We start from the raw sequence: 23901 nt of genomic DNA on the forward strand, positions 1-23901 counted from the left end.
CACTAGATTTATTTGTATGAACGTGTCGTAAAAATAGTTTTTTTATGATTACAACAAAAGCAACTCTTCTAAAAGTTGCTTTTTGTTTTTTATATTCTTTGTGTCCACGAGCTAGAAGCTCGCGGTAGCGCTAACGATTATTTAAAGACGCTCGGACCAGCTGGGGGATATAACCTTTTATATTCCGAAATTATTTGGTTTAAATTCAATCTAAAAGTTTCAATCTCTATTCCATTTATCTTTGGAAAACCATGTGATTTTGCATCAAAATACAATGCTACATTTTCAAATAACAACCTATGTTTGTAGAAATTATTTTCTTCAAATAAATCCATTTGATTTCTCAATTTTTCATCTTTAATATATGCATCTGGTGATAATAAATTAAAACCATCGTTTATGTTGGTAGATGATAATGCACATTCTAAAGCAGGAATATAAAACTTAAAAAAATCTTTTTCAATCATATCTTAAATATTTAAAATCTATCCCAAAAACTCCCGTCATTCCATCCTTTTTCCCATGGTCTATGTCTACGAAGGTTATTACCTCTGCCTCTATGATAATGAAATAATTTTTTGTTTCTTAAAAAATTTGGAATAGACATAGAATTACTTGCTTTTGAAGGGTGTCCTAATTCATGAAAATCAAAACGCGGTTTTGCCCCGTAGCCAGTACCTTTTGATAAGGTGAAACCATTTATTTCTCCACCACTTGCTCTTAACCATTTAAATTTTAATCCAGCAAATAATCTATAAGCTTGATCTCCAGCTAATAAACTATAGGCACCTATATTTAAAGAATGAGATTCCCAAGTTGATTTTATATTTGTTACTTCATAATCAAAACCTACTGTAGGTTCACCATTATCGTTCCAAGCTGTTAGCATATGAATGTTGTAAGAAACCTCATAAGCTTGTTGCCCTTCATTTTTTATTAACCCCCATAAAGCATCAGTAGGAACAGTAAATTCTAATATTCCTGAATGAATTATATCTCCATAAGAAGAATTCCAGTCTAGCATATTTTTATATGCACCCTCAGATGTAGATTCTATATTAAAACCATTACCAGAAAACATATCTCCTCCAATAACATAGTGAGGTGCTCCAGGATAATTTTGACCTGAATAATTATCTAGAACAGAAGCTACATAATTACCCTTATTAGCACCACTAGATAATTTCCATGCAGTTACTAGGTTTCCATCAATCATCCCCTTGTACTGTTTTGATAAATCTACATTACTTTTTTCTACATCTGATGCGGTTGCCTCATCTTCATTCATATCCCATGTTTCATTAACTGGAACCTTTTCTAATCCTTCCAGTTCAACTGAAGCAATAACATCATTCTCACTAAAAGCATAAGGACTATTCCAAGGATAAGATTTACTTAAAGGATCCACTGCAAAAAACCTACCCACTCTTGGGTCGTGCATTCTAAAAGTATAATTTAAAGAATTTCCTCTTCCTTTTAACTCATTATCCATTTCCTGTCCTTGGAAACCATACCTGTAATCCTGCGAAGGATCTGCATGTGACCTTCCAGGCAGTAACTGACCAAAAGGATAGTAGTCAAAATGTGCTTAACATCAATGTTTACAATATGTAACAACTTTTCATAAATGCTAAAAAATGCACTTTTAGGCGCTTTTCGACATTTTTCCGACCTAAAATCGGGCTTTTTTTATGCTATTTGTAAGAACGTTTTGTTATCTCAAATATAGGTATTTTTTTGAGATGTTTTTTGTGTATTTTTTTTATGTTCTAGTAAAACAATTTTCAACATGATCATTTACCATTCCAGTAGCTTGCATGTGTGCATACACTACTGTTGAGCCTACAAATTTAAACCCGTGTTTTTTTAAATCTTTACTCAAAGCATCTGAAAGTGGAGTAGTGGCTGGAACTTCTTTTAAGGTTTCGGGTTTATTGTCTATGGGTTCATTGTTTACGAAAGCCCAAATGTATTTTGAAAAACTGCCAAACTCTTCTTGTACTTTAATAAAGGCTTGTGCGTTTGAAACAGCTGCTTTTATTTTTAAACGATTTCTAATAATTCCAGCATCTTGGCAAAGAAGTTCTATTTTTTCTTCAGAATAGTTAGCTATAGTTTTTACGTCAAAATTATCAAAAGCTTTTCTAAAGTTTTCGCGTTTTGCTAGAACAGTGTACCAACTCAATCCAGCCTGAAAGGTTTCAAGGATTAAAAATTCAAATAGGGTTGGGTCGTCATAAACAGGTTTTCCCCATTCGTTATCGTGATAATTGCGATATAAATCGTCTTTTTCGCACCAAGCACATCTTGTTTTCATTTAAAAATCGTCGTATAAATAGTTGGTATTATAATTTTCTTCTTTTTCTTTTTCATAACTGGCTCTAAAATGAGTATTGTCTAGCGATTCTTTAATAATAGATTCTATTTTTTTCTCTATATCTTCATCTTCTTCTATGGTTCTATCATAAAAAGAGGTGTAAGCTAAAGGGTTTATCTCTTTTCCATTCATGAAAAAGGCAATGGTTTTTAAGGTTTTGGTAAATACTGTATTCTCTTTTTTCTTTACTGTATAAAAATAAAAGCTAATTTTTTCTTTTTGATAATCGACTGTTCTTTTCTTGATAAAAGTTACAGAATCGGATTTGTTTATTTCATAAAAGTTATGCAGGGCAGCAATTGCTATACTGTCATTATTGATTTTAAATGACATGTTTCTATTGGCTAACAATTGTATTGTGATAAAAGTAGTTTTAGGATTATTTAGACCTTTTTTTATAGTTTCGTTTGAAATGTTGTTATTTACAAAATTTAAGCGCATTAATTCCAAGTTTAATTCTTCAATGTCCAGAGCTTTTATTTTGGCAATAAATTCTTCACGATTTTTATCTTTTGGATACTTGTATATGATGTTTAGAAAGGTGATAATGTCTTCCACAGGAGCATTTTCTTCATAATAATCATCAGGATTTTTTTCCTCTTCTTCCAAAATATTATTGGTTTTCCAACTTTTAATTCTTTTGTACTCCAATTTCGCATTGGTCAAAATCATTTTTTGATACGCTTTTATTTTTTTTACGGAAATTAAGTCTTTTTCTAATAATTCATAGCAAAATTCTAGGAGTGGATTTTGATATTCTTTAATGCTGTAAAACTGAAAAATACTAGGAAATAGTTCTTTTGCATTTTCCTGATTTCTACTAAAATTAGTAAACATACTAGTAATATCATACTTGTTATCAGAAAGAGGTAAGTCGTATTCTAGAAGTTCAATTATTTTTTGATAGCTCTCTTTTGTATTTTGATTTGAAAGTGCTATTAAAATGTTAATTTGTGTTTCGGAATTGGTTTTCTCTTCTTTGTATGTTTTTTCTAAAAAAGGAATTACTTTCTTGTTTTTAAGATTTCCCAATTCTTTTATTAAGTTGTTTTTTGCATGTAATTCACTTTTTTTGAAATCATATGAATAAATGAAATTGGCTATTTTATCGAAATCGGTTTCAGTGATTTTTAGTTTGTATATGGCACTAAATGTGTTTTTACGTAAAGTATCATTCTTACTAGAAGCATCTTCAATAAAACGGTCTATTTTAGTATCAAATACAGAATTAGCACCTTTAAATGGTAATGGCTTAAAAGTGTTAAATGCTTTCTCAATAAAGACATCTTCTTTTTTATAGTCTTTTGGTACTAAAGCTTGTAAAATATAGTATCTGTTGGTATCGAATATTAATTTATATTTAACAGCTTGAGTCGCTTTTTTTGTTGAAACTAATGCTTCATAAGTGTAGGTGTTTTTTTCAAATTTTTCTTTTTCTTCCAATATGATTTTTGGTTCCTCTTTTTCTTGGAATAATTTCGACCATGAAGAAATGGTAAATCCTGTTTTTGTGTAAATAGAGTGATTTAATAGTGAGGTTTTATTGGTACTATATTCTTCATAATCATTATGTCTATATGGATTATAAGTGTTGTAATGGAATAAATTATTTCTTACTTCTAAAACATAATCTTTAAAAAAGTGTTTAATAGAATCGATGTTTTTTAAAGTTTCATATTCATGGAATTTAATATATTCAAGAGATACTGTTTTACCACTTTGAGATTTAAAGTCATAGTCACTGATTTTAGCCATCAAAGGATTGTCATTTATTTTGTCTTTGTTAATGTTTAAAAATAATTTCTTGTTTTGATTTTCAGGAATATCAATTTTAAAATGAGCAATCGTATCTGAATAAGTTATAAAAGAATCGGTATAACTGTTTTTCTTTAGTTCAAAAGAATTAAAAAACAGTTCATTATTGCTTGGTGAAGCATTTATAGAACCAAGTAAGTAGTATTTATTTCCAGAAATTACCGATTTCAATTTTATATTTTTGGCTCCAATTTTAGATTCTGACAAGAAAGTGTTTTTGTTAAAAACAGTTTTGGTAGAATCAATATTGTGTTGCAAGTAAAATTGATAATGAATTTGCTTGTGTTCAAATTGAGTGTTCTCCAAGGTGCGATTATCGTTTAAGTTTCTTTCCATTACAAAATAAAAACTGCTATCTTGTTTTAAATACGATTGAACAGTATGACTATTACTTTTTTCATTGTCGTTTTCACGAATGGAATAAAAGCTGGGTAATTTTACTTTGAAAGAGGCTTTTTTTTCATCTAATTCTTCCCAAGTATTTGAAATTTTCTTCAATTTTATTTTTTCAAAAACATCACTTTCAAAAAGTGTAGTGTAATTATTTAATCCAGACATAGAGACCATAATGATTTCTAGAGGAGTGATGTAAAAACGATAATGTTGATTGTTGCCTGTTTTTGAGATATTTTTAATATCATAATAAGAAATGCCCTCTTTTTCATGGTACTCTTTATTGAGTATGGTTCCAGGAATGTTTTCGTAAAATAAGCTATCTAGAGATTTAGGATTGTAAAAATTAGAATCCTTTTTTATAAAATAATTATGATTATTACGGATAATACGAATTAGACCACCATTTGCATAATCTGGAGAGCCAATGATGCCTTCTGCAGTAATTTCGTTAGTTAATAATGGAATTTCCAGCATTTTATCTGGAGTTATATAATTTGAAAAATTGGGTTTTTTAAAGAAATTTTCAATTTGTTTCTTCTGTTTTTCACCTTTTTCAGTCAATTGACTAAAAACAGGTTTTACTGTATATCCTTTTTGAATTAATAAGTTAATAATTCCTTCTTTGCCAGCTAAATGTGCTGCACCGACAGCTGCAAACAAACTACCTCTTTTGGAGATTGAGGAAATACTATCTGTCATTACCTTATTTCTATTAATAATTAAAGCCTCATGTGCTTTTTTAGAAAAGGCAAGCTTATAAATAGAGTCTAATATGGTTATGTTTTTTTCTCGATAGTAATCTACTGTAGCTTCACCAAAAGATTTTCTTTTTAGTATTTTATATAAAAGTTGAATGTTTTCTTCTTTAGGAGTAGCATCATTGGCATTAATTTGAAGAATTGGAATCATAGATGCTACAGCATCTTCAAGACCTGTTATTTCTTTATCATATTTTCTTCCAGCTTGACTTATGAACATGTCTAAAACAGCATTTTCCTCATGATCTGCATTTTTAGTTTCAGAAAGAGATAAATAGTTATAGAAAAAATGACTTTTGTTGTTAAAAATTGCAAGAACGTTTTTTTTACTTATAGGTTTTATATAAAATGAATTGTATAACTGATCAGAATAGATGTATTCTTTTTCTTTCATTAATTCGGAAACTATTCCCCAAGTTTCAGGATTACTTTCATTAGCGACTATATCTGCATTAAGTAATGCTTCGAAAAAGGAATCGGATAGATTATAAGATACTTTATTGCTTACATGCATTGTTCCATATAGGTATGACTTTTTTTGCAAACCATTACCGCTTATTTCCCAGAGCATGCTGTTTTCTGTTTGAGCAAATAGAAAACTATAAATGAATAGAGTTAAGGTTAGGGCGGTTTTTTTCAAAGTGACATAATTTATTATAACAAATATATTATAAAAAAACCTCAATCAGAAGCCTGATTGAGGTTTTGTATTGAATTAAGTAAGTTAAAAAACTATCCTAAAGCAACTCTTTTGAATCCTGTTACTGTTAAATCAGCATTTACTGATTTTACGTAAGTAGCAACATTCATAGAACCATCTTTAATATAATCTTGATTAACTAAAGTATTATCTTTGTAGAAACGTTGGATTTTACCTTTAGAGATATTATCTAACATAGCTTCTGGCTTACCTTCAGCTCTTAATTGTTCTTTTGCGATTTCGATTTCTTTTTCAATTATTGCAGCATCAACACCAGCTTCATTTAAAGCGATAGGGTTCATTGCAGCAGCTTGCATAGAAACATTTCTTGCAGCTTCTTCAGCACCTTCTACATTAGCAGATAAAGAAGTTAAAACAGCAATTTTGTTACCAGCATGAATGTAAGAACCTACGAAAGCTCCTTCTAATCTTTCAAAAGAACCTATTTCGATTTTTTCTCCAATTACTCCAGTTTGTTCAATTAATTTGTCTGCAACAGTAATTCCATTGAAATCTGAAGCTAATAATTCTTCTTTAGTAGCAAAGTTTAATGCTTGATTTGCTATTTCAGTTGCTAATTTTACGAAGCTTTCATTTTTTCCTACGAAATCAGTTTCACAGTTTAATGTAATTACAACACCAGCAGTTTTGTCAGCATTTACAACAGCAATTGCAGCACCTTCTGTAGATTCTCTATCAGAACGATTAGCAGCTACTTTTTGTCCTTTTTTACGAAGGTTTTCGATAGCTAAATCAAAATCTCCATCTGCTTCAACAAGTGCTTTTTTGCAATCCATCATACCAGCACCAGTAGCAGTTCTTAATTTATTTACGTCTGCAGCAGTAATTGTTGCCATATTGTTTTTATTTTAAGATTAAATTTTTTGTAAAAAAAAGAAATTCCAATCATAAAATCCAAATTCCAATTTTATTAAATCATCAACATTAGTTTTTGATTCTTTCGGAATTTGGAATTTTATTTTTGGAATTTATAGTATTTATTCTTCAGTTTCAGTTTTAGGAGCTTGTGCAGCTGCTACTTCTTTAACTGGTTGCTCTTCATCTTTTTCAGACTTTCTATCAGAAAGGCCATCAATGATAGCGTTAGAAACTAAACCTAGAACTTTTTCAATTGATTTAGAAGCATCATCATTTGCTGGAATAACAAAATCAATAGGACGTGGGTCCGAATTTGTGTCAACCATTGCAAAAACTGGAATGTTTAATTTTTGAGCTTCTTTTATTGCGATATGTTCAGCTTTAACATCTACTACAAATAGAGCAGCAGGTAATCTAGACATGTCTGAAATTGAACCTAAGTTTTTCTCTAATTTTGCACGTAGACGATCTACTTGTAATTTTTCTTTTTTAGAAAGAGTATTGAAAGTACCATCTTTTTTCATTCTATCAATAGAAGCCATTTTTTTAACCGCTTTACGGATAGTGATGAAGTTTGTTAGCATACCACCTGGCCATCTTTCAGTGATATAAGGCATGTTACAAGCTGCTGCTTTTTCAGCAACGATATCTTTAGCTTGTTTTTTTGTAGCTACAAATAATACTTTTCTTCCTGATGCTGCAATTTTTTTCAAGGCTTCATTTGCTTCTTCAATTTTTGCAGCAGTTTTATATAGGTTAATGATATGAATACCATTACGCTCCATATAAATGTAAGGAGCCATGTTTGGGTCCCATTTACGAGTCATGTGTCCAAAATGTACACCTGCTTCTAATAATTCTTTAACGTCAATTTTGTTTGCCATTGTGTAATAGTTTACGTTCCGTGTTATAGCAATTTTCAAGTAGTCACTTTACTAGTTAGTCTTGAGAATTTAGATGCTAAACTATTCCCTTTTTACAAGGAATATCGACAACTTTGTTTAAATTCAATTTTAATTGTAATAATCTGTTGAAAAAATATTCGGATAAAATTCGAATATTAACGTTTCGAGAATTGGAATCTCTTACGTGCTTTTTTCTGACCAAATTTCTTACGTTCAACCATTCTAGGATCTCTTGTTAGTAATCCTTCTGGTTTTAAAATAGCTCTGTTTTCAGCTTCTACTTCACACATAACTCTAGCTAAAGCCATTCTTACAGCTTCTGCTTGTCCTGTACTTCCTCCTCCATAAACATTTACTTTTACGTCAAAGTTTTCTGCATTTTCTGTCATTGCTAACGGTTGCATTACTTTGTATTGTAAAGTAGCAGTAGGGAAGTAAGTTGTAAATTCTTTTTTGTTAACAGTGATTTTTCCTGTTCCTTCTGTAACATAAACACGTGCAACAGCACATTTTCTTCTACCGATTTTGTGGATAACTGCCATTACTTAAGATCGTTTAGGTTAACGGTTTTAGGCTTTTGAGCACCATGAGTATGCTCAGTACCTACAAATACATTTAAATTTCGGAATAATTCAGCACCTAATTTATTTTTAGGCAACATTCCTTTTACAGCTTTTTCTACTAAAATAGCTGGGTTTTTTTGCTGCTGTACTTTAGCAGTTAAAGTTCTTTGTCCTCCTGGGTAACCTGTATGACGCATATAGATTTTATCGTCAAGCTTGTTACCAGTAAGGTTGATTTTTTCTGCGTTGATAACAATTACGTTATCTCCACAGTCAACATGTGGTGTATAACTTGGTTTGTATTTACCTCTTAAGATCATAGCGACCTTTGAAGCAAAACGACCTAAGTTATGACCTTCAGCATCTACAACTATCCATTCTTTTGAAACGGTCGCTTTGTTTGCAGATACAGTCTTGTAGCTTAATGTGTTCACAATAATTTATTTAAATTAAACATTCCATTCCCAATTAAGGGAGTGCAAAAGTACAATTATTTATTATAAATACAAATGCTAGTGTAATAATATTTTTCATTTTATTTTTTCATTAATAGATTGATAGTAAATAGTTTTAGGAATTGAATGAATATTAATTATTAAACTTGATTTAAATTATTATTTTTACAATTTAAATTTTAATTATGAAAGCCAAAGCAACCTTAAAACAAATTGCAAAAGAACTAGGAGTATCGGTTTCAACTGTCTCTAAAGCGTTAAGTGATAGTCAAGAAATAAGCCAAGCTACCAAAGATAAGATCAAAGAGTTTGCTGCTTTAAAGAATTATAAGCCTAATTTAATGGCGAAAAATTTAAAATACCAAAAGACGAACACTATTGGAGTTATTATCCCCAATATATTAAATTCTTTTTTTGCTAAAGTTTTTAGTGGTATTGAAGATGTAGCTAGAAAAAGAGGATATAATATAGTTGTAGTTATTTCCAATGAATCACTTGAAAGAGAAAAACAGTTAATGGAGATGTTGAATAATGGTGCAGTGGATGGTTTTATTTTATCCATTGCTGAAGAAACTCAAATGACTAAAAATTTCCAACACTATAATTCTATTATAAAAAGCGGAACACCTATAGTAATGTTTGATAGAATCACTGATTTAGTTCAATCAGATAAAGTTATAGTTGATGATTTAGACTCTGCTTTTGATGCTACTCAGCATTTATTAAATATAGGATGTAAAAAGATTGCATTAATTTCTTCGATTGATAATCTTAGTGTTGGTAAGTTACGCTTTGAAGGGTATAAAAAGGCATTGGAGTTAAATAAAATACCTTTTGAAAGTGACTTGATTGTTATTGAAAATGATGAAGAAATATCAGATGGAAGAATAAATGAACTTTTAGGATATGAAGGAATAGATGGTGTTTTTGCAATTGATGAATTATCGGCTACCAAAACAATGAAATTAGCTTTGCAAAAAGGGTTTAAAATTCCTGAACAATTGAATATTATTGGTTTTGCTGATGGGTTATGGTCTAGAAGATTAACTCCAAGTTTATCAACAGTTAGTCAACATGCACCTGAAATTGGTCAAAGGTCTGCTGATTTATTAATTGATAGACTAATGGCTAAAACTGATGAAGTATTAGAGTATAAAACAGTTGTAATAAAAACAGAATTGAGACAACGAGATTCAACTAGAAAGCTATAATTGCTTTGCCTTGTCATCTCTCCATGTGATGTATCCAATAGATGCATTAAATAAATAAAACACATATTTTACGGTATTGGCAATATTTAAAAGCATGATGTTTTGAATTATTTTAAAAATATTATAAGCTTGCCAATTAATCCAATTATCAGGATACATTCTTCCTAAATTAAATGTTCCTCCAAAACTTATTCCTGCTGGAATGGCTATTGCAAAAAAGAGTTTCCATTCTATATCTTTGTCTGAAAAACAAGTGAAAGCGATATAGTTTAATAAAACAGAAAGAAATAAACCTAAAAACATATTTTTAAAAAAAATAAAATCAATCGAATTTAGATATTGTTTTTTCTTCCAAATTTTAAATGCAACATAATTCCCTAAAAAAGAGATAGGATATGTTAAAATGGCACCGACATTTCCAAGAAGGTAATCAATTGCTCCACTAAGTAAAGTATTACAAGTACTTATTAAATTACCTAGATTGTTTTTTTTTGTTACCAATCTTGTTGCAGTCATTGATAAACAAGTATTAATGATAGAGAAATAACCTAAATAAAAGACATACTCTTTATTGTTGAAGTGAAAGTTGTAAGTTGTTTTATAATATTTTAAATAAACAGAAACACCAATAACAAGTAATACTCCTATGATATCAAGGTATTTACTATTGGTTATAGCTTTGATTGACGTTACTAATGACATTATTTTTCTTTTTCGAACATAAATTTTCCACCACCTTGATGTAAAATAAAACTATTATCACCGAAAACTATTTCAATTCCAGCTTGTGCAAAAATAAATGTTTTTTCGTCTTTTAATGTTAATGGAAACGAACTTTGTCCTGTTGCTTGTGCTAAAAGTTCTCCTTCTTTCTCAAAAATAGTTATTTTTAGAGGAATGTCTTTTGATGCATAAGTACCAGAATATTTATTAATTAATTCTTGGTTTATTTTTTTAAAACTTGGAAAAGGGAAAGGAATTTTATAATAAATACTTAGAATGCCAATCATAATGTCGTTTCTGTTAAAATTTTCACCATTTACTATTAAAGAGACGCCTAGTTGTTCACTTGGGTAATAACCCACATTAGATCGAAAACTCTCAATTCCTCCAGTATGACCATAAAAACGTCTTTCTCCAAAAGGAAATTGAATTAAAGCTTTACCATAGCTGTCTTTCATTGTAGTCATTTGTTCTAAACTAGTTTTTTTTACTAATTTCCCTTGAAATAAAGCATAAATAAACTGAGTTAAATCAGTTGGGTTTGAAACCACTTCACCTGCTGCATAAGCAATGTCGTTTTTCCATTCTTCCGCTTGTTCCCATTCTGAACCATTATATAGATATGAAAAACTTTCATTATTGGTTATTCGAGCTCCTTGAGTAGGGTAAAGTGTGTTTTTCAAGCCAATTTTTTTAATGATTCTTTTCTCAATATTTTCAGCATATGATTTTTTGGTTAGTTGTTCAATAATTCCTCCTAACAAATAATAATTTGAATTGCTATATTGAAATTTACTATCTGGTTCAAAAAGAGAATCGTAATTAGTAATTTTATTAAAAACAACTTCCTTTAAATCGGGTGCTTTTAATTCTTCACTTGTAATAGAATCTTGATTGATATAATCAGGAATTCCAGTGCGATGATGTAACAACTCTTCTATGGTAATTTTATCAGCATTTTTTACCTTAGGATAAAAAGTAGAAAGTTTTGTGTCTAATTTTAGCTTTTTCTCTTCCACTAATTGCATAATAATCACTGCAGTAAATGTCTTAGTTATAGAGCCTATTTTGTATTTGGTTTCGTTGTTTGCTTTAGATTTAGAATTAATATCACTATAACCATACCCTTTTGAAAAAACCAATTTGTCTTCTTCTCGTATTGCTAAAGAGCCCATGAATTTATTATTGAGTTCTAAATAAGTTAGTAAACTGTCAATACGTTGTAATCGAGGTTGTATTTGGGCAGAAACTGTAATTCCAAAATAAAGGAATGTTAGTAAAAGAAGTTTTTTCATGGTGTTTGTTTAATTAGTTTGTTTATTAGACAAAGTATTTTTTATTTGTTACAAATAATGGAGTAGATGTAATTTTTTTCTTTGAATATAGTCCTCTCTTTTAGTATTTTAAAATATAAATTGTTTTTTAGAGCAATACTTTCAATTTTAGAAATTTCACAATCTTCAGATAGAATCATAAAAGTATTTTGAAATTCAACTTTCGAACTGAGTTGATAAAAAAGCGTTTCAAAATACTCAAAATTTTCTCCACAAAACCAAGCTTGCTCTTTTCTGTTTTTTGGTTTTTTAGGATAGTATGGTGGATTGATAAGGATGTAATCGAAGTTTAAATTTTCAATACTATCGAACAAATCAGATTGAATCGTTATAACGGAAAGATTGTTTTTTGTTGCGTTTTTATTGAGAAATTCTAGAGCAATCTCATTAATATCTGATGCCAAAACTTTGGCTCCTTTTTTGGATGCTAAAAGAGAAATGATTCCACTTCCACAACCTAATTCTAGGAAAGTTTTATTTTTTAAATCAATTGGTAAAATAAAATCAAGAAGGATTTTTGTACTAAATGTTAAATGAGGAGGAAAAACATCAGGATGTACTAGAATTTTAATTCCGTCATAACTGTATTTTCTTGGTTTATAATAATAAAATTTAAGGCCAAGTTTCAAAAAAGGATGTGTTATTTTTTTTAAAAATTGTCTCATTTTACTCCGAATAAAAACCTTCAATCTCAGGTTGACGGTATTTCCACAGTTTGTGTAAAGCTTTTATTTCGTAAGGGTAATGATAAATTCCCGTTTTGTATCTAATTCCAGAAACTAACTGTAATACTTGTTTCTTATAGCCTTTAATTCTAAAATCGGAAACAGTAGGGTAATAGCCATTTAAAACAGTTTCAAAATTTTTAATAGTATCAATCATATAAGGTTTTAACCAAGGTGTTAATGGGTTTTTTCGTAAATCAAAGTTTTCCCAACTTGGAGAAATCCAGTCTTCTAATTGTTCGGGAAATGAAAATCCAGCATCTAAAATTTGTTGGTATAAATCAGAACCTTCAGTAGGAACAGGACTAAAAAGATAAATAATTATTTCAGCATTAGGATTGATTTCTTTTATTTCTTTAATAAAATTAATGTCCCATAAAATTTGGTCATAGACTTCTTTTTCGGTTTTTGCAGGCATTCCTAAAACAAAAGACAATTCAGGGATAATATCAGCATTTTTCATTCGCAACACAAAATCTTTAATCATTAGACCTGTTTGTGTTCCTCCTTTATTCATTTGTTTTAGAACAGCATCATTTCCTGTTTCTGCGCCAAGAAAAATCATTTTACAACCTGCTTTTCGCATGAGTTTTAAATCATCATCACTATACATGTTGATAGTGTCGATTCTACCTTCTCCCCAATAACTGATATTGTCGTTTAGAATCAATTCGGAAAATTCTAATACTCTCTTTTTAGAAGTAAAGAAATTGTTGTCGTGAAACTCTACAGCATCGATGCCATGTTTTTTTTTGAAATATTTTACGTCTTCATAAATTCTATTGGCTGACATTCCTTTCCATTTCGCATTATAAATGGGAACAACTGCACAAAAGGAACAGGAAAAAGGACAACCCATACTAGAATGATAAGATAAAGTCTTATTTCCCATAAAGGTTTTTGCTAAATAATTCTTTACAGGATAAAAGGAGTTTAAATAGTCATAAGGAAATTTAGGTAGCGTATCTTGATCTAATAAAGCTTCAACTGCGGTTTTTACTATTTTACTATTTTCATCTTTATAAATTAGATTTTTTATAAGTATTAAATTTTCTTTCTTATTGGCTTCTAAAGTTTGAATTAATTCTGGGAATGTATTGTCACCAGGGCCATTAATCACATAATCAACGTATCCAGAGTTTAAGGAAACTTTATATTGGTTAGAAGCAAAATAACCACCCCAAACAGTTACAACTTCAGGAAATTGTTCTTTAATTTTTTTAGTAAAAGGAATGGCTTGACGTAATTGTGGTCCAGGCATAACTGTGGAACCAAAATATTTAAATTTACCCGTTTTTAAATAATTTTCAATGGTTTGCCAAGGATTGTTTTCTAGATTTCCATCCACAAAAACGTAATCATATTTTCCATGAATGGATGCTCCTACTTGTAAAATGGAGTTGGGAATTCGGTGCTTACCGCTGGCACTTTTGGGGTTGAATATTATGGTTTTGTTGTTCATTAGAAACTAATATTGTATTTTAATGCTCTATATGAATAAGTGAATTTGTCTTGATTGTTAGTAAAACTTATATCTAGTAGTATATTTCCTTGATAGTCGATTTCAGTAAGATCAGTTCGGCTAGCGTTTTGTTGAGATGTAGTATTACCACCCCAGCCTATGAAAAAATTATTATTGTTAAGCTTTTGTACTGATCCCATAATATTCATAAAAGCGCCTTCAGGATGATATTCTTTTATAACTTCTATATCGAATGTGTTTTCATTTATTGAATACTCTACTATTCGTGTTTTTTGATCTAGTGTCACATTATTGTCAAATAACAGAAGAGTACCGTCTTTACTTATGGTCGCATGATGTTGGTGAGAAAAATTTTCGTTTGTATTAAGAGGAAAATCACTGTTTGTGCCACCTAGTTTCCAAATAATTTCACCAGTGATTCTATCTATTTTATATACTTGATCCGTATGACGTGCAGAAACAATAAAATTATTATCTAATGGGTCAATCGAAATTGAGTTCAGATGAAAGTAGTCAATTGGTCCTACAGTATTGAATTGTTGTACAAATTCTGTTGATACGGAATTAAATATTTCGGGATAATTTGCGCTATTCCATTCAAATATCACTTGTCCGTTCTTGATTTCTTGAAAAACACCATCAATTAAGGTAGTTGAATTGATGCCTCCAAAAGCTGTTAAGTCAACATTTTCCCTATTGACATAAGCAGAAACTATATAGTGATTATCATTTAAATAAATGAAATCATGATTGTCTGCAGGATATTCTCCATGCCCATTATGAGGTAACAAGTTTATCTTTTTGATTTCTTCAAAATTTTCATCCATTAGCACAATTTCTCGATTATTAATGCCGTATGAAAATCGTTTTTGGTTACCGTCAATAGTATGAAAATTAAAATTACCGACTCTTTGATAAGGCACTTTTTTATAGTAAACAGGGAAACCATTATTATTTAGAATGGCAATATAGGTATAGTCTTTAAATCCTGAAACTAGTGAAAATTCATAATAATTAACAAAAACATACCCATCTGATGGATTATTATTTATGACACTATTTGCTTTAGGTAAATCTTCTGGTAAATAATGTATGGTGTAAATTATCTCTTCGTTATTTAAAGAACTATATTTTACAACAATATCTTCATTTATATTTAGTTTTATAGTTGTATTTTTATTTATCACTCTAACACCATTTAGAAATATTGTTTTTTCAGCATTAAAATTTTCTAAAGTTACTTGAATGTTATTTAATGTATTAATTGAAGTAATATAATAGTCTTTAATATTAGGATTAAATTCGGGATATATTTCTCCAGTAGATACTTTTATAGAATTTATAGAGTTGTCTACAATCATTTGATCATCATCTGAACAAGATAAAAATAGTATAAAAATGAATGTTGCAAAAATAAATTTTAAAAATTTAGATATCATAAGTGTTTTTAAGATTAATATTGTTAAAATGCACTACAACAACGACTACATGCTGGTAAAAGTCCTCCATTCTTAATTAAATCTTTTCGAAACTTTTTTAAAATATGACCTTTCCATATTTCTTCTAGTGAATTATCATAGATGTTTCCTAAATTTAAATTATAACATCTACCATGAGAAGGAATCACACTGCCATCAGACTTGATCATAATATTTGAAAAAACGTCATTACATCTTTTTCCTATAATTTTTTTTGGATTGTGATAGAATTCTATTAATTTTTCTTTAGAACTAATTTCAGGAGAAAACGAAATATTTAAAGAAGATTTTTCTTTTTTTATTTCTTGAATTTCATTCCAAAGCAACTCTAAATTATAATTATCAATATTTATCTCATCTATATTTGAAGCTGTAGCAGGATATGAGTTAAACCATTTTTCATTATGAATATCAGCTACATTTTGAGTAGTGAAATTAGTATGCATAAAGCCTAAATGAGTTAATGGATATTTTTTGAAAAAATCTGCAAACTCTTTTAAATGACCAATATTCCATTCGGTTATAACACAAAAAACAGCTATTTTTTGTGTTGGATTTAGTCTCAGAATTTCTTCTATTCCTTCTATGGCTTTTTGGAAGGATTTTTGGTGACCTCTAATTTCATTATGAATATCTTGAGGGCCATCTAAAGAAATAAATAATTCATTAAGTTTTCCATTTACTAAAGATTTAGCCTTTTGTTTTAAGCTTAAAGCATTTGTGGTTATTGATGTTTTAATTTTTTTACTATTAGCATAAAGAAGAGATTCTTCAAGAAAAGGATATACTAGTGGTTCTGTAAAAGCATAACCTATTTTTGTTTTTGGATAATGTAAAGAGACTTGATCTATAATTTTTTTAATCAACTCCAAAGGCATATTTAATGGATGGGTGCCCACAAGATTTTGAGCAAAATTAGTTTCATTATTATTAGTTCCTACATCACACATCTTGCAATGTAAATTACAAACATTATTAACTCCTAAAACTATCCATTCTGGTGAAAATAGATAATTATTAGTGAAAATTTTTTTATTTATATTTTTTAGTAGAGTAGTACTCATTATGATTTCTATGTGCTTGTCAAGTTACATAAAATTTTGTATTTAAAGAAAAATGATTTTAAATACCATCGATTAAATACTGAATTTTGATTTATGATTTTGTTTATATGTGATAGAGCTATGTTTTTTTGTTTGTCTTTTAGGTAGTATTTAGCAATTTTAAAATTCATAAAATTAATTCCAAGTAGATACAATTTAGTGTTTTTAGGATCTATTTCCCTCATTTTTTCATAAGAAATGATAGCGTCTAAAGAGTGAATAATATCAAAATTTTTAGTTAAGTTGTTTTCATGTCTTCTCATTAAAGTTAATACTTTATCTAGATAAAATATTTTATATTTTGAAGCTACTCTTAAATAGTAATCGTGTTGACCTTCCATTATTGCTTCATCAAAGAAGCCTATTTCTTCAAGTAATGATTTTTTGAATGAAAAAATTGGAAATGCTAAAATTTCACTAACAATAATTTTTTTTAGAATAAATGAATGAAAGTCTTTTTTTATTTCATAGAATGGTTTAGTTGGTTTCATTACATCAGTAAAGTGAACTAAATTATGTATCATAAAATGAATTTTTTTATTTTCTGAAAAAACAGTAAAGACTTCTTTAAGTTTATCCTCAGTCCATAAATCATCTGAATCTAAAATTGTAATTATATCACCTTTTGCTTGTTGTAATCCAATATTTCTTAGTTTACTTGGAATCCCTATTCTTTCATTTTTTAGGTATGTTATTTGTCCAATATTATTTTTGATGTATCTAGTTACAACTTCTTCAGTATTGTCTGTAGAACCATCATCGATGATTAGTAACTCAAAATTTTTATAAGTTTGTGATAAAACACTTTCAATTGTTTCACCAATTAGATTAGCTCTGTTATGTGTAATAGTTATTATACTAAACTTCATAGTTGTCTAAATTGATAATAGATGAATATAAATTTTCTGTAGTTTTAATAAAATGTGAAATTAAAACAACTGTAATATTGTGTTTTTTAGTAAAATTATATATAAAACGAATAATTATTTCTTCAGAATGTTTATCTAAACTATTTGTGGCTTCATCTAGAATTAAAATTTCAGTTTTATTAAGTAAAGCTCTTGCTATACAAATTCTTTGTAACTGTCCACCAGATAAAATATTACCTTCTGAACCAATAAAACTGTTAAAACCATTTGGTAGATTATCAATTGTATCTTTTAAATCTAATCCAATTATGATTTCATCGAGTAAATCTGTATTAGAGATTTCATTATTTAAATTAATGTTTTCAATAATTGTGCCTTCATAAATGAAAGGTTTTTGGGTTAAATAAGTTATCATATTAAAATAATCGTACTTATTCTTTTCATCTATTTCAACATTATCTAAGTATATTTTTCCAAAATTGGCATTAATTAATTTGGCAATGATATTTAATAAAGTTGTTTTGCCTTTTCCAGATTTTCCAATTATAGCTGTAAAACTTCCTTTTTTTAAACTTAGATTTAATTCTTTTAAAATAGGAGTATGCGGTTCATAATAAAAACTAATATCTTTTAACGTTATTGATTCTGAAAAGCCTAAAACTTTATTTGTAGTATTGTTTTTCGATATTGAGGCAACTTTTTTTTCTAATATATTAAGCGAATACAGATGAGAGTAAAAGTTGGTAAAACCTAAATTTAATTTATTAATTGATGGAATAGTTTTAAAAAATAAAGCTGCAAATAATGATAAAAATGATACTATTTCAGTATTTTTAATAGGAAATGTAATGAGATAAAAATAACCAATACAAATAATCAATATTACTAGTATTTCTGTTTGTCTTGAGATATTTATTCTTTTAGCGTGAAGAATGGCATAATTTGAATTCAATTGCTGATTTGAATTTTTAAATTTTTCTAAAAAAAACTTAATTTGTGACTCCGATTTAATGGATAAGTAACCATTTAAAAGGTTGTTAAGGTTGCTAATGTTTTTATCATAGTCATTAGATTTTATTTTATTTATTTTATTAAGTGTTTTTTTATTGTAATACTTTATTGTTATTACTATTGAGCCTATTAAGATGACTGTTACAGCCGTTGCTTGTGTGTAATAAATTAATCCAATTAAGATAAAAGCAGTTAATACTAGCACTTCCGAAAAAATGGTGTTTAAAGATAGTAACAGATTACTCACAAAATCATTTGCTACAAAAAGAATTTCTTTAATTAAGGATGATTTTTTTTCTTTCACAAAGTTTGAATAGTTTCCTAGTATATAATTTTTAGATAGCAATAAAGAATATTCTGAACTTAAGTTAAAAGCGATTTTAGCTTGTTTTCTATTCAAATACATACTGATGTAATTTTTTAATAGGAAAAATAGAATAACACCAGCAAGAAAAGCATAAATATACTGATTTTTAACTTTTAAAGAAAAGAAAACTATTTCTGAATTTGAATTAAGCACAGAAATTAGTATAGGAATTAATAAAAAAATAGAGAATATATCTAGTATAGATAGTATCAAGGACGATATCAAAAAAAGAATACTTTTTCTTCTATAATTATGTGGTATTATATTCCATATACGTATTATGGATTTTATGAAAATATGCATTTATTTAAAAATTTGAATCATACAAATTAGAATATAGATTGATAGTATTTTCAGGGCAATTTAGTACAATTCTTGTTTTTTTATTTTCAATTTTATTTATAATATTTAAACAAGTGATTTTAAACATTTCAAGAGTTGAACAAATATACCACTCTTCAATGGATTTTCTTGCCCCAACATCAAAAGATATGATATGCATTCCTGCATAAAGTGCTTCAGCAAAAATGAAACCAAAGGATTCATAAGTGCTTGTATGAACTAAGATTTTTGATTCACTCATTTTTTCTAAAACTTTTATTCTAGATAGTTTGCCTGTTAATGTTATGGTGTTTTGCAAATTATGGGTTTTAATCATTCTTTTAATTTTAAAATATGCTTTTCCTTCTCCAATGATTTCAACTTTTAATTCTGGTTTTTCTTTGACTACTTCCCTAATAATTTGAATAAATAAAGGATAATTTTTTATTTTACTTAATGAGCCAACACCTAAAATATCAATTTTATTTTCTTTTAGATTTGGAAAATCATTTTTATCTATAAACCAAGGGATAATTTCAGATTCTAAATGATGATTTACTAGCAATATATCATGATGGTTTTGAGATAAAGTAATGATTTTTGATTTCGATTTCCTTAAATGAAACACATATCTATTCTTTTTACAAACGTCTTGTCCCATTGCGGTTACAATATGTTTTAATTTGTTGTTTTCTGCGAATTTATCTCCTAAAAAAGAGCATTCTCCTATCCAAAAACTATGAAGAACTGAAATTGGATTTTCTAGATTAAGTTTCTTTAAAACTCTATTAGCTTTATGCCAAATAAAGAGTTTTTTTATTTTACTGTTTTTCCCATTTAGAGGAATAACCGTAATTCCGTTCCAGTTGTAAGTTTGAGTAGTAAAAGGAAATTGAAAAGAGATTATAGTTATATTTAGTTTTGGGGTAGCTTTTATTAATGTTTTTAAATAAACTTGCATAGCAGGAATTGTAGTAGAATCTTCTTCAGATGCTGCAAATCCAGGTGTTAAAATAACAATATGTTTTGTGTCAAAATTCAAATTAAAAAGTATCTAAATCTCCAAAGGTTAATTTTAGGTTTTCTAAAGGAAATGAAGATGAAAAATTTTTATATCCTACAATCCAAGAATCAAATCTATTCCAGTTTGTTTTGTTCATTAATTCTTCAATAAGAGTGTTAGGTGATGCCTGAATTGTAATTTCATGAAGACCATTTTTGAAAGCTATTTTTTTTAGTATGTTTAACGCAATATAAAATTGATTAGGTGAAGGAGTTTCAATATCACCTATAAGTAACCCATTTTTTATTTTAATCCAAAATTTTACTTTTTCAATTTCAATTACAAAGTTTTGATTCAAAGATTTATATTTATAAAATTCTTTACTTCTTGTAGTTGAAACAATAGTATTGTTTTTATATACACTTCCTGTCAGTGAATTTGCACATTTGTATTTATAAAAGACCTTTTCAATGTGTTTTTTATATAATAATTTAGTTTTTGAGTTTATTTTAGAGATTTTTTCTAAAGAAATTATTGGATTCTTAGATTTAAACCCAACAATTCTTTCTTTAAATTTCCAATCTAATTTATTAAGGTAACCATATTCAGAGTTTTGATTTGGAAATCCCCAAACAAATTTTATATCTTTTTTTTTAAGTACAGCATCTGTTAATTTGCCTAATTTAGTAAACAAACCTTTGCCATTATGATTGGATAAAGTCATTGCGTCTCCATATTGTGCGGCAATTTCATAAACTCCATTATATTGCATCAATATGGGTATTGCTCCATGAAATGCAACGGGTTCTTCATTAAAATAAGCAATATGTCCAAAATAACCATCAATCAAATATGAAGTATCATATTTTTTAGTGATATATGCAATGGAATATTCATTTTCAAAAACTAATTTGTATAGTTTTTGAACATCTTGTAGATTGTTTTTAGTTAAAGGTTGAAAAGTATATGCCATTTTTAATAATAGGAGCCTCTAAGCAAATATGCAATTTGATTTTCTAATGTAATATAAGGATTAATTACGAATCGATTCTGAGTAAAAACATTATTTTTTTCATTGATGTTGTTATAGTCTACTAAGAGAATTTTTTTAAATCCTATTTCTAAACAATAATCAATTAATTCATTAGTGTAGTAACCAAAAGGAAATGCAAATTCATCAATTTGTTGCTTGCAAATTTTTTCTAATATATTTTTACTCTGTAAGATTTCATTTTTAGCTTCTTCAATAGGTATTCTAATCAAATTAGTATGTGTAGAACTATGCGCTCCAATAGTAAAAAGCTTATTTTTATTTATTTCCTCTATTTGTTTCAATTGCATTAATTGCCAATAATCATTTAAACTCTTTTTTTGTATTTCAGTCCATTCCTCTTCGAAAATAGTATAAATCACTTCTATTTTTTCATAAGACAGTGTTTTTAAAATTGATTTTAATGAAATACCATTTGATATAAATTCACTTTTTTTATTTTTCATAAATTGAATTCCATTGAAATTTATTGTTGTTTTTTGGCTAATGTGAGAAACTAAATCGATATAATCTGCCCATAAATAGTTAGCTTGACTGTGAATAGTAGTAATGTAGAAATTTGCTGGAACTTTATATTTTTCCAAAATTGGAATAGCGTATTCATAATTGTTTGCATAGCCATCATCAAATGTTAGGGCAATATTTAAAGTGTTTTTTTTAAACTTTTTAGCATAAAAATCATCTAATGAAATCACATTAAAATGGGTACTGATATATTGTATAAAATTTTCAAAATATACTTTTGATACAAATCGACTATTAAATCGAGTTTCTCCTTTTTGATCAATTCCATGAAAGACAATAATTCGTTCTCCATATCGATTTCTTAGTAACATTTTTTTGAAACCATACTTTAGCAACAAGTTATTACCAAATAATAAGAAACGATATTTTATCTTTATCCACAACATATATTATTTTTTTGATATCAGTTGATACAGTTTCCAGTTATCATCAAAAGTTTTAATTACTTTGAGATGATATGATTTTTCCATTAGGTTCCAGTTAATCATAGGATTTTTTCCATTCCATTGTTTCTTTAGTAGTATAGGATTGAAAAAAACGAATTCATTTTCTTTAAAATCATTATACAATTTATTATACATGTTTCTATAATTAAAATTTAATCCACGTCCTTTGAGTGCAACATCGTATTCGAAGCCGTATAAAACAGATCCTTGATAAGGTTCTAATGTGATGGATAATTCTTTTTCAAACAAAGTTCTTTTATAAACGGTCTTAAACGCATAAATACAAAATGTTACTTGTACCAAAATAACTACAATACTTAGAGTAACAACATTTTTTTGAATCCATTTAAACTGAGTCAATTTATGAAATGTAGGATAAAAAAACAGTAAAACTAAAGGGAATACAAGTGTTAAAACACGAGTGTTTTGAAACGGTATTCCAGCTAAAAAAGACAAATACATCGCAATACTAAGAATTGTAGTTTTATGAAAAAAGGTGATTCTTGATTTAAGGTTAGAAAAAATAATAAATAGCAGTATTAATCCAGTAAAAATAAATCCAGGGTTTACGAAAACAGAAAAAACAAAGACTAAGTTCGGAAGTAAATACGATTGCATTCCATCGATTGTTTCATAACTGGATTTAAAATAATTGGAAAAAGACCAAGCATTTAAAAAATAGTTTGAAGTTCCACTAGATAGGTTTTTCCATTGTAAAACAATAAATGGAATACATATCAGTAAACTTAATAAACTTCCTAAAATAAAATCTTTTATAGCTTTTCTTTTAAGTACAAAATAAGTAGCTAGTATGATGATTGGGAATGTTATTACAAGTGAAGCATATCTTGACATTAAAGCACAACTTGCAAAGAAAAAAACATAAGTAAATGCAGAATTTAATAGGAATGATTTATAAAAATGATAAAACGTTATAACAATGAATAACATTGACAACATATCAGACATAACAACTAATCCAGACCTTAAAAAATAGGGAGAAAGTAAACCGAAAGCGAGTATGTAATAAAAGTTTGTTTTTGTGTGATGAGGATAAAATAATTCTAAAGTTTTGAATAAGTAGGTACAAGTGATTCCAACAGTAATACAAGTTAAAAAATGCAATCCTACTGCTGCGCTTCCAAAAGCAAAACCAAGTAGACTTCCAAAAAAAGGATATAAAACAGGCCAATAAAATGCACCAGGATGTTCACCGGTTTTGATATAGTTTTGAATAGATTCACTATATCGAAGGTACTCGTAAGAATCTTGACCATATAAGCCATCAAATCCAAGCCATTGCAACATTACAAAAAGGAGTAATGACATTCCTAAAAAAAAATAGAATTTAGAGCTTATAAGACGCTGAATTTTCAATGTTTATTTTATTTTTGTATATCTTG

The 23901-nt window shown here is 28.1% G+C and carries 20 protein-coding genes and 1 pseudogene; 1 reads left to right on the top strand and 20 read right to left on the bottom strand.

Translation table 11 applies throughout. From position 1 onward, the window contains the following. Nucleotides 1–137 precede the first annotated feature (137 nt). The 8 genes and pseudogenes from FIA58_RS17215 to rplM form a co-directional block, all read right to left on the bottom strand. Nucleotides 138–467, bottom strand: a complete 330-nt coding sequence (locus FIA58_RS17215) for a hypothetical protein (protein ID WP_140963938.1) — start codon at nt 465–467, stop codon at nt 138–140. An 11-nt stretch (nt 468–478) separates the two neighbouring features. After that, a pseudogene (locus FIA58_RS17220) lies at nt 479–1564 on the bottom strand (RHS repeat-associated core domain-containing protein); the annotation flags it as partial. Between the two features lie 198 nt (nt 1565–1762). Then, nucleotides 1763–2317 carry a DNA-3-methyladenine glycosylase I gene (locus tag FIA58_RS17225; RefSeq protein ID WP_140963940.1) on the bottom strand — a complete coding sequence of 185 codons (555 nt, stop codon included), beginning with the start codon at nt 2315–2317 and terminating at the stop codon, nt 1763–1765. Then, nucleotides 2318–5986, bottom strand: a complete 3669-nt coding sequence (locus FIA58_RS17230) for a TraB/GumN family protein (RefSeq protein WP_140963941.1) — start codon at nt 5984–5986, stop codon at nt 2318–2320. A gap of 92 nt (nt 5987–6078) precedes the next feature. Then, complete coding sequence (gene tsf / locus FIA58_RS17235; RefSeq protein WP_140963942.1) at nt 6079–6903, bottom strand: translation elongation factor Ts; 825 nt, start codon at nt 6901–6903, stop codon at nt 6079–6081. A 141-nt stretch (nt 6904–7044) separates the two neighbouring features. Next, nucleotides 7045–7809 carry a 30S ribosomal protein S2 gene (gene rpsB, locus FIA58_RS17240; protein WP_140963943.1) on the bottom strand — a complete coding sequence of 255 codons (765 nt, stop codon included), beginning with the start codon at nt 7807–7809 and terminating at the stop codon, nt 7045–7047. 176 nt (nt 7810–7985) lie between these two features. Then, on the bottom strand, nt 7986–8372 hold the full coding sequence (gene rpsI / locus FIA58_RS17245; RefSeq protein WP_140963944.1) for a 30S ribosomal protein S9: 387 nt from the start codon (nt 8370–8372) through the stop codon (nt 7986–7988). Next, nucleotides 8372–8827: a 50S ribosomal protein L13 gene (rplM, locus tag FIA58_RS17250; protein ID WP_140963945.1), complete on the bottom strand. Its 456-nt coding sequence runs from the start codon at nt 8825–8827 to the stop codon at nt 8372–8374. The genes rpsI and rplM overlap by 1 nt, the downstream gene beginning before the upstream one ends. A 206-nt stretch (nt 8828–9033) precedes the next feature. Here rplM and FIA58_RS17255 point away from each other — a divergent pair, with 206 nt between their 5' ends. Further along, complete coding sequence (locus FIA58_RS17255) at nt 9034–10059, top strand: LacI family DNA-binding transcriptional regulator (protein WP_140963946.1); 1026 nt, start codon at nt 9034–9036, stop codon at nt 10057–10059. Here the strand turns inward: FIA58_RS17255 and FIA58_RS17260 are convergent. From FIA58_RS17260 to FIA58_RS17315, 12 genes are all read right to left on the bottom strand, one after another. Next, on the bottom strand, nt 10054–10761 hold the full coding sequence (locus FIA58_RS17260; protein WP_140963947.1) for a nicotinamide mononucleotide transporter family protein: 708 nt from the start codon (nt 10759–10761) through the stop codon (nt 10054–10056). The two genes, FIA58_RS17255 and FIA58_RS17260, sit on opposite strands and share 6 nt — an antisense overlap. Further along, nucleotides 10761–12077, bottom strand: coding sequence for a serine hydrolase domain-containing protein (locus FIA58_RS17265; protein WP_140963948.1), 1317 nt, complete (start codon nt 12075–12077; stop codon nt 10761–10763). Before FIA58_RS17265 ends, FIA58_RS17260 begins: the two co-directional genes overlap by 1 nt. A 41-nt stretch (nt 12078–12118) precedes the next feature. Beyond that, complete coding sequence (locus FIA58_RS17270; RefSeq protein WP_140963949.1) at nt 12119–12781, bottom strand: methyltransferase; 663 nt, start codon at nt 12779–12781, stop codon at nt 12119–12121. 1 nt (nt 12782) lies between these two features. Next, complete coding sequence (locus tag FIA58_RS17275; protein WP_140963950.1) at nt 12783–14303, bottom strand: B12-binding domain-containing radical SAM protein; 1521 nt, start codon at nt 14301–14303, stop codon at nt 12783–12785. Next, nucleotides 14303–15763 (bottom strand): aryl-sulfate sulfotransferase, encoded by a 1461-nt coding sequence (locus FIA58_RS17280; RefSeq protein ID WP_140963951.1) that lies wholly within the window; start codon nt 15761–15763, stop codon nt 14303–14305. Before FIA58_RS17280 ends, FIA58_RS17275 begins: the two co-directional genes overlap by 1 nt. A gap of 23 nt (nt 15764–15786) precedes the next feature. Then, a complete protein-coding gene (locus FIA58_RS17285) occupies nt 15787–16866 on the bottom strand; it encodes a radical SAM protein (RefSeq protein WP_140963952.1) in 1080 nt (359 codons plus the stop codon). Nucleotides 16867–16874: 8 nt separating this feature from the next. Further along, nucleotides 16875–17774 carry a glycosyltransferase family 2 protein gene (locus tag FIA58_RS17290; RefSeq protein ID WP_140963953.1) on the bottom strand — a complete coding sequence of 300 codons (900 nt, stop codon included), beginning with the start codon at nt 17772–17774 and terminating at the stop codon, nt 16875–16877. Continuing rightward, nucleotides 17764–19191, bottom strand: coding sequence for an ATP-binding cassette domain-containing protein (locus tag FIA58_RS17295; RefSeq protein ID WP_165928944.1), 1428 nt, complete (start codon nt 19189–19191; stop codon nt 17764–17766). The genes FIA58_RS17290 and FIA58_RS17295 overlap by 11 nt, the downstream gene beginning before the upstream one ends. A gap of 268 nt (nt 19192–19459) precedes the next feature. Continuing rightward, on the bottom strand, nt 19460–20515 hold the full coding sequence (locus FIA58_RS17300) for a glycosyltransferase family 4 protein (protein WP_140963955.1): 1056 nt from the start codon (nt 20513–20515) through the stop codon (nt 19460–19462). Nucleotide 20516: 1 nt separating this feature from the next. Next, on the bottom strand, nt 20517–21449 hold the full coding sequence (locus tag FIA58_RS17305) for a GNAT family N-acetyltransferase (protein WP_140963956.1): 933 nt from the start codon (nt 21447–21449) through the stop codon (nt 20517–20519). A 2-nt stretch (nt 21450–21451) separates the two neighbouring features. Continuing rightward, nucleotides 21452–22363, bottom strand: a complete 912-nt coding sequence (locus FIA58_RS17310) for a polysaccharide deacetylase family protein (RefSeq protein ID WP_165928945.1) — start codon at nt 22361–22363, stop codon at nt 21452–21454. Nucleotides 22364–22441: 78 nt separating this feature from the next. Continuing rightward, entirely contained in the window at nt 22442–23827 is a 1386-nt protein-coding gene (locus FIA58_RS17315; RefSeq protein WP_140963958.1) for a hypothetical protein, read from the bottom strand. Between the last annotated feature and the right edge of the window lie 74 nt (nt 23828–23901).

It is taken from the genome of Flavobacterium jejuense, assembly GCF_006491595.2.
In the GTDB taxonomy this organism is placed as follows: Bacteria; Bacteroidota; Bacteroidia; order Flavobacteriales; family Flavobacteriaceae; genus Flavobacterium; species Flavobacterium jejuense.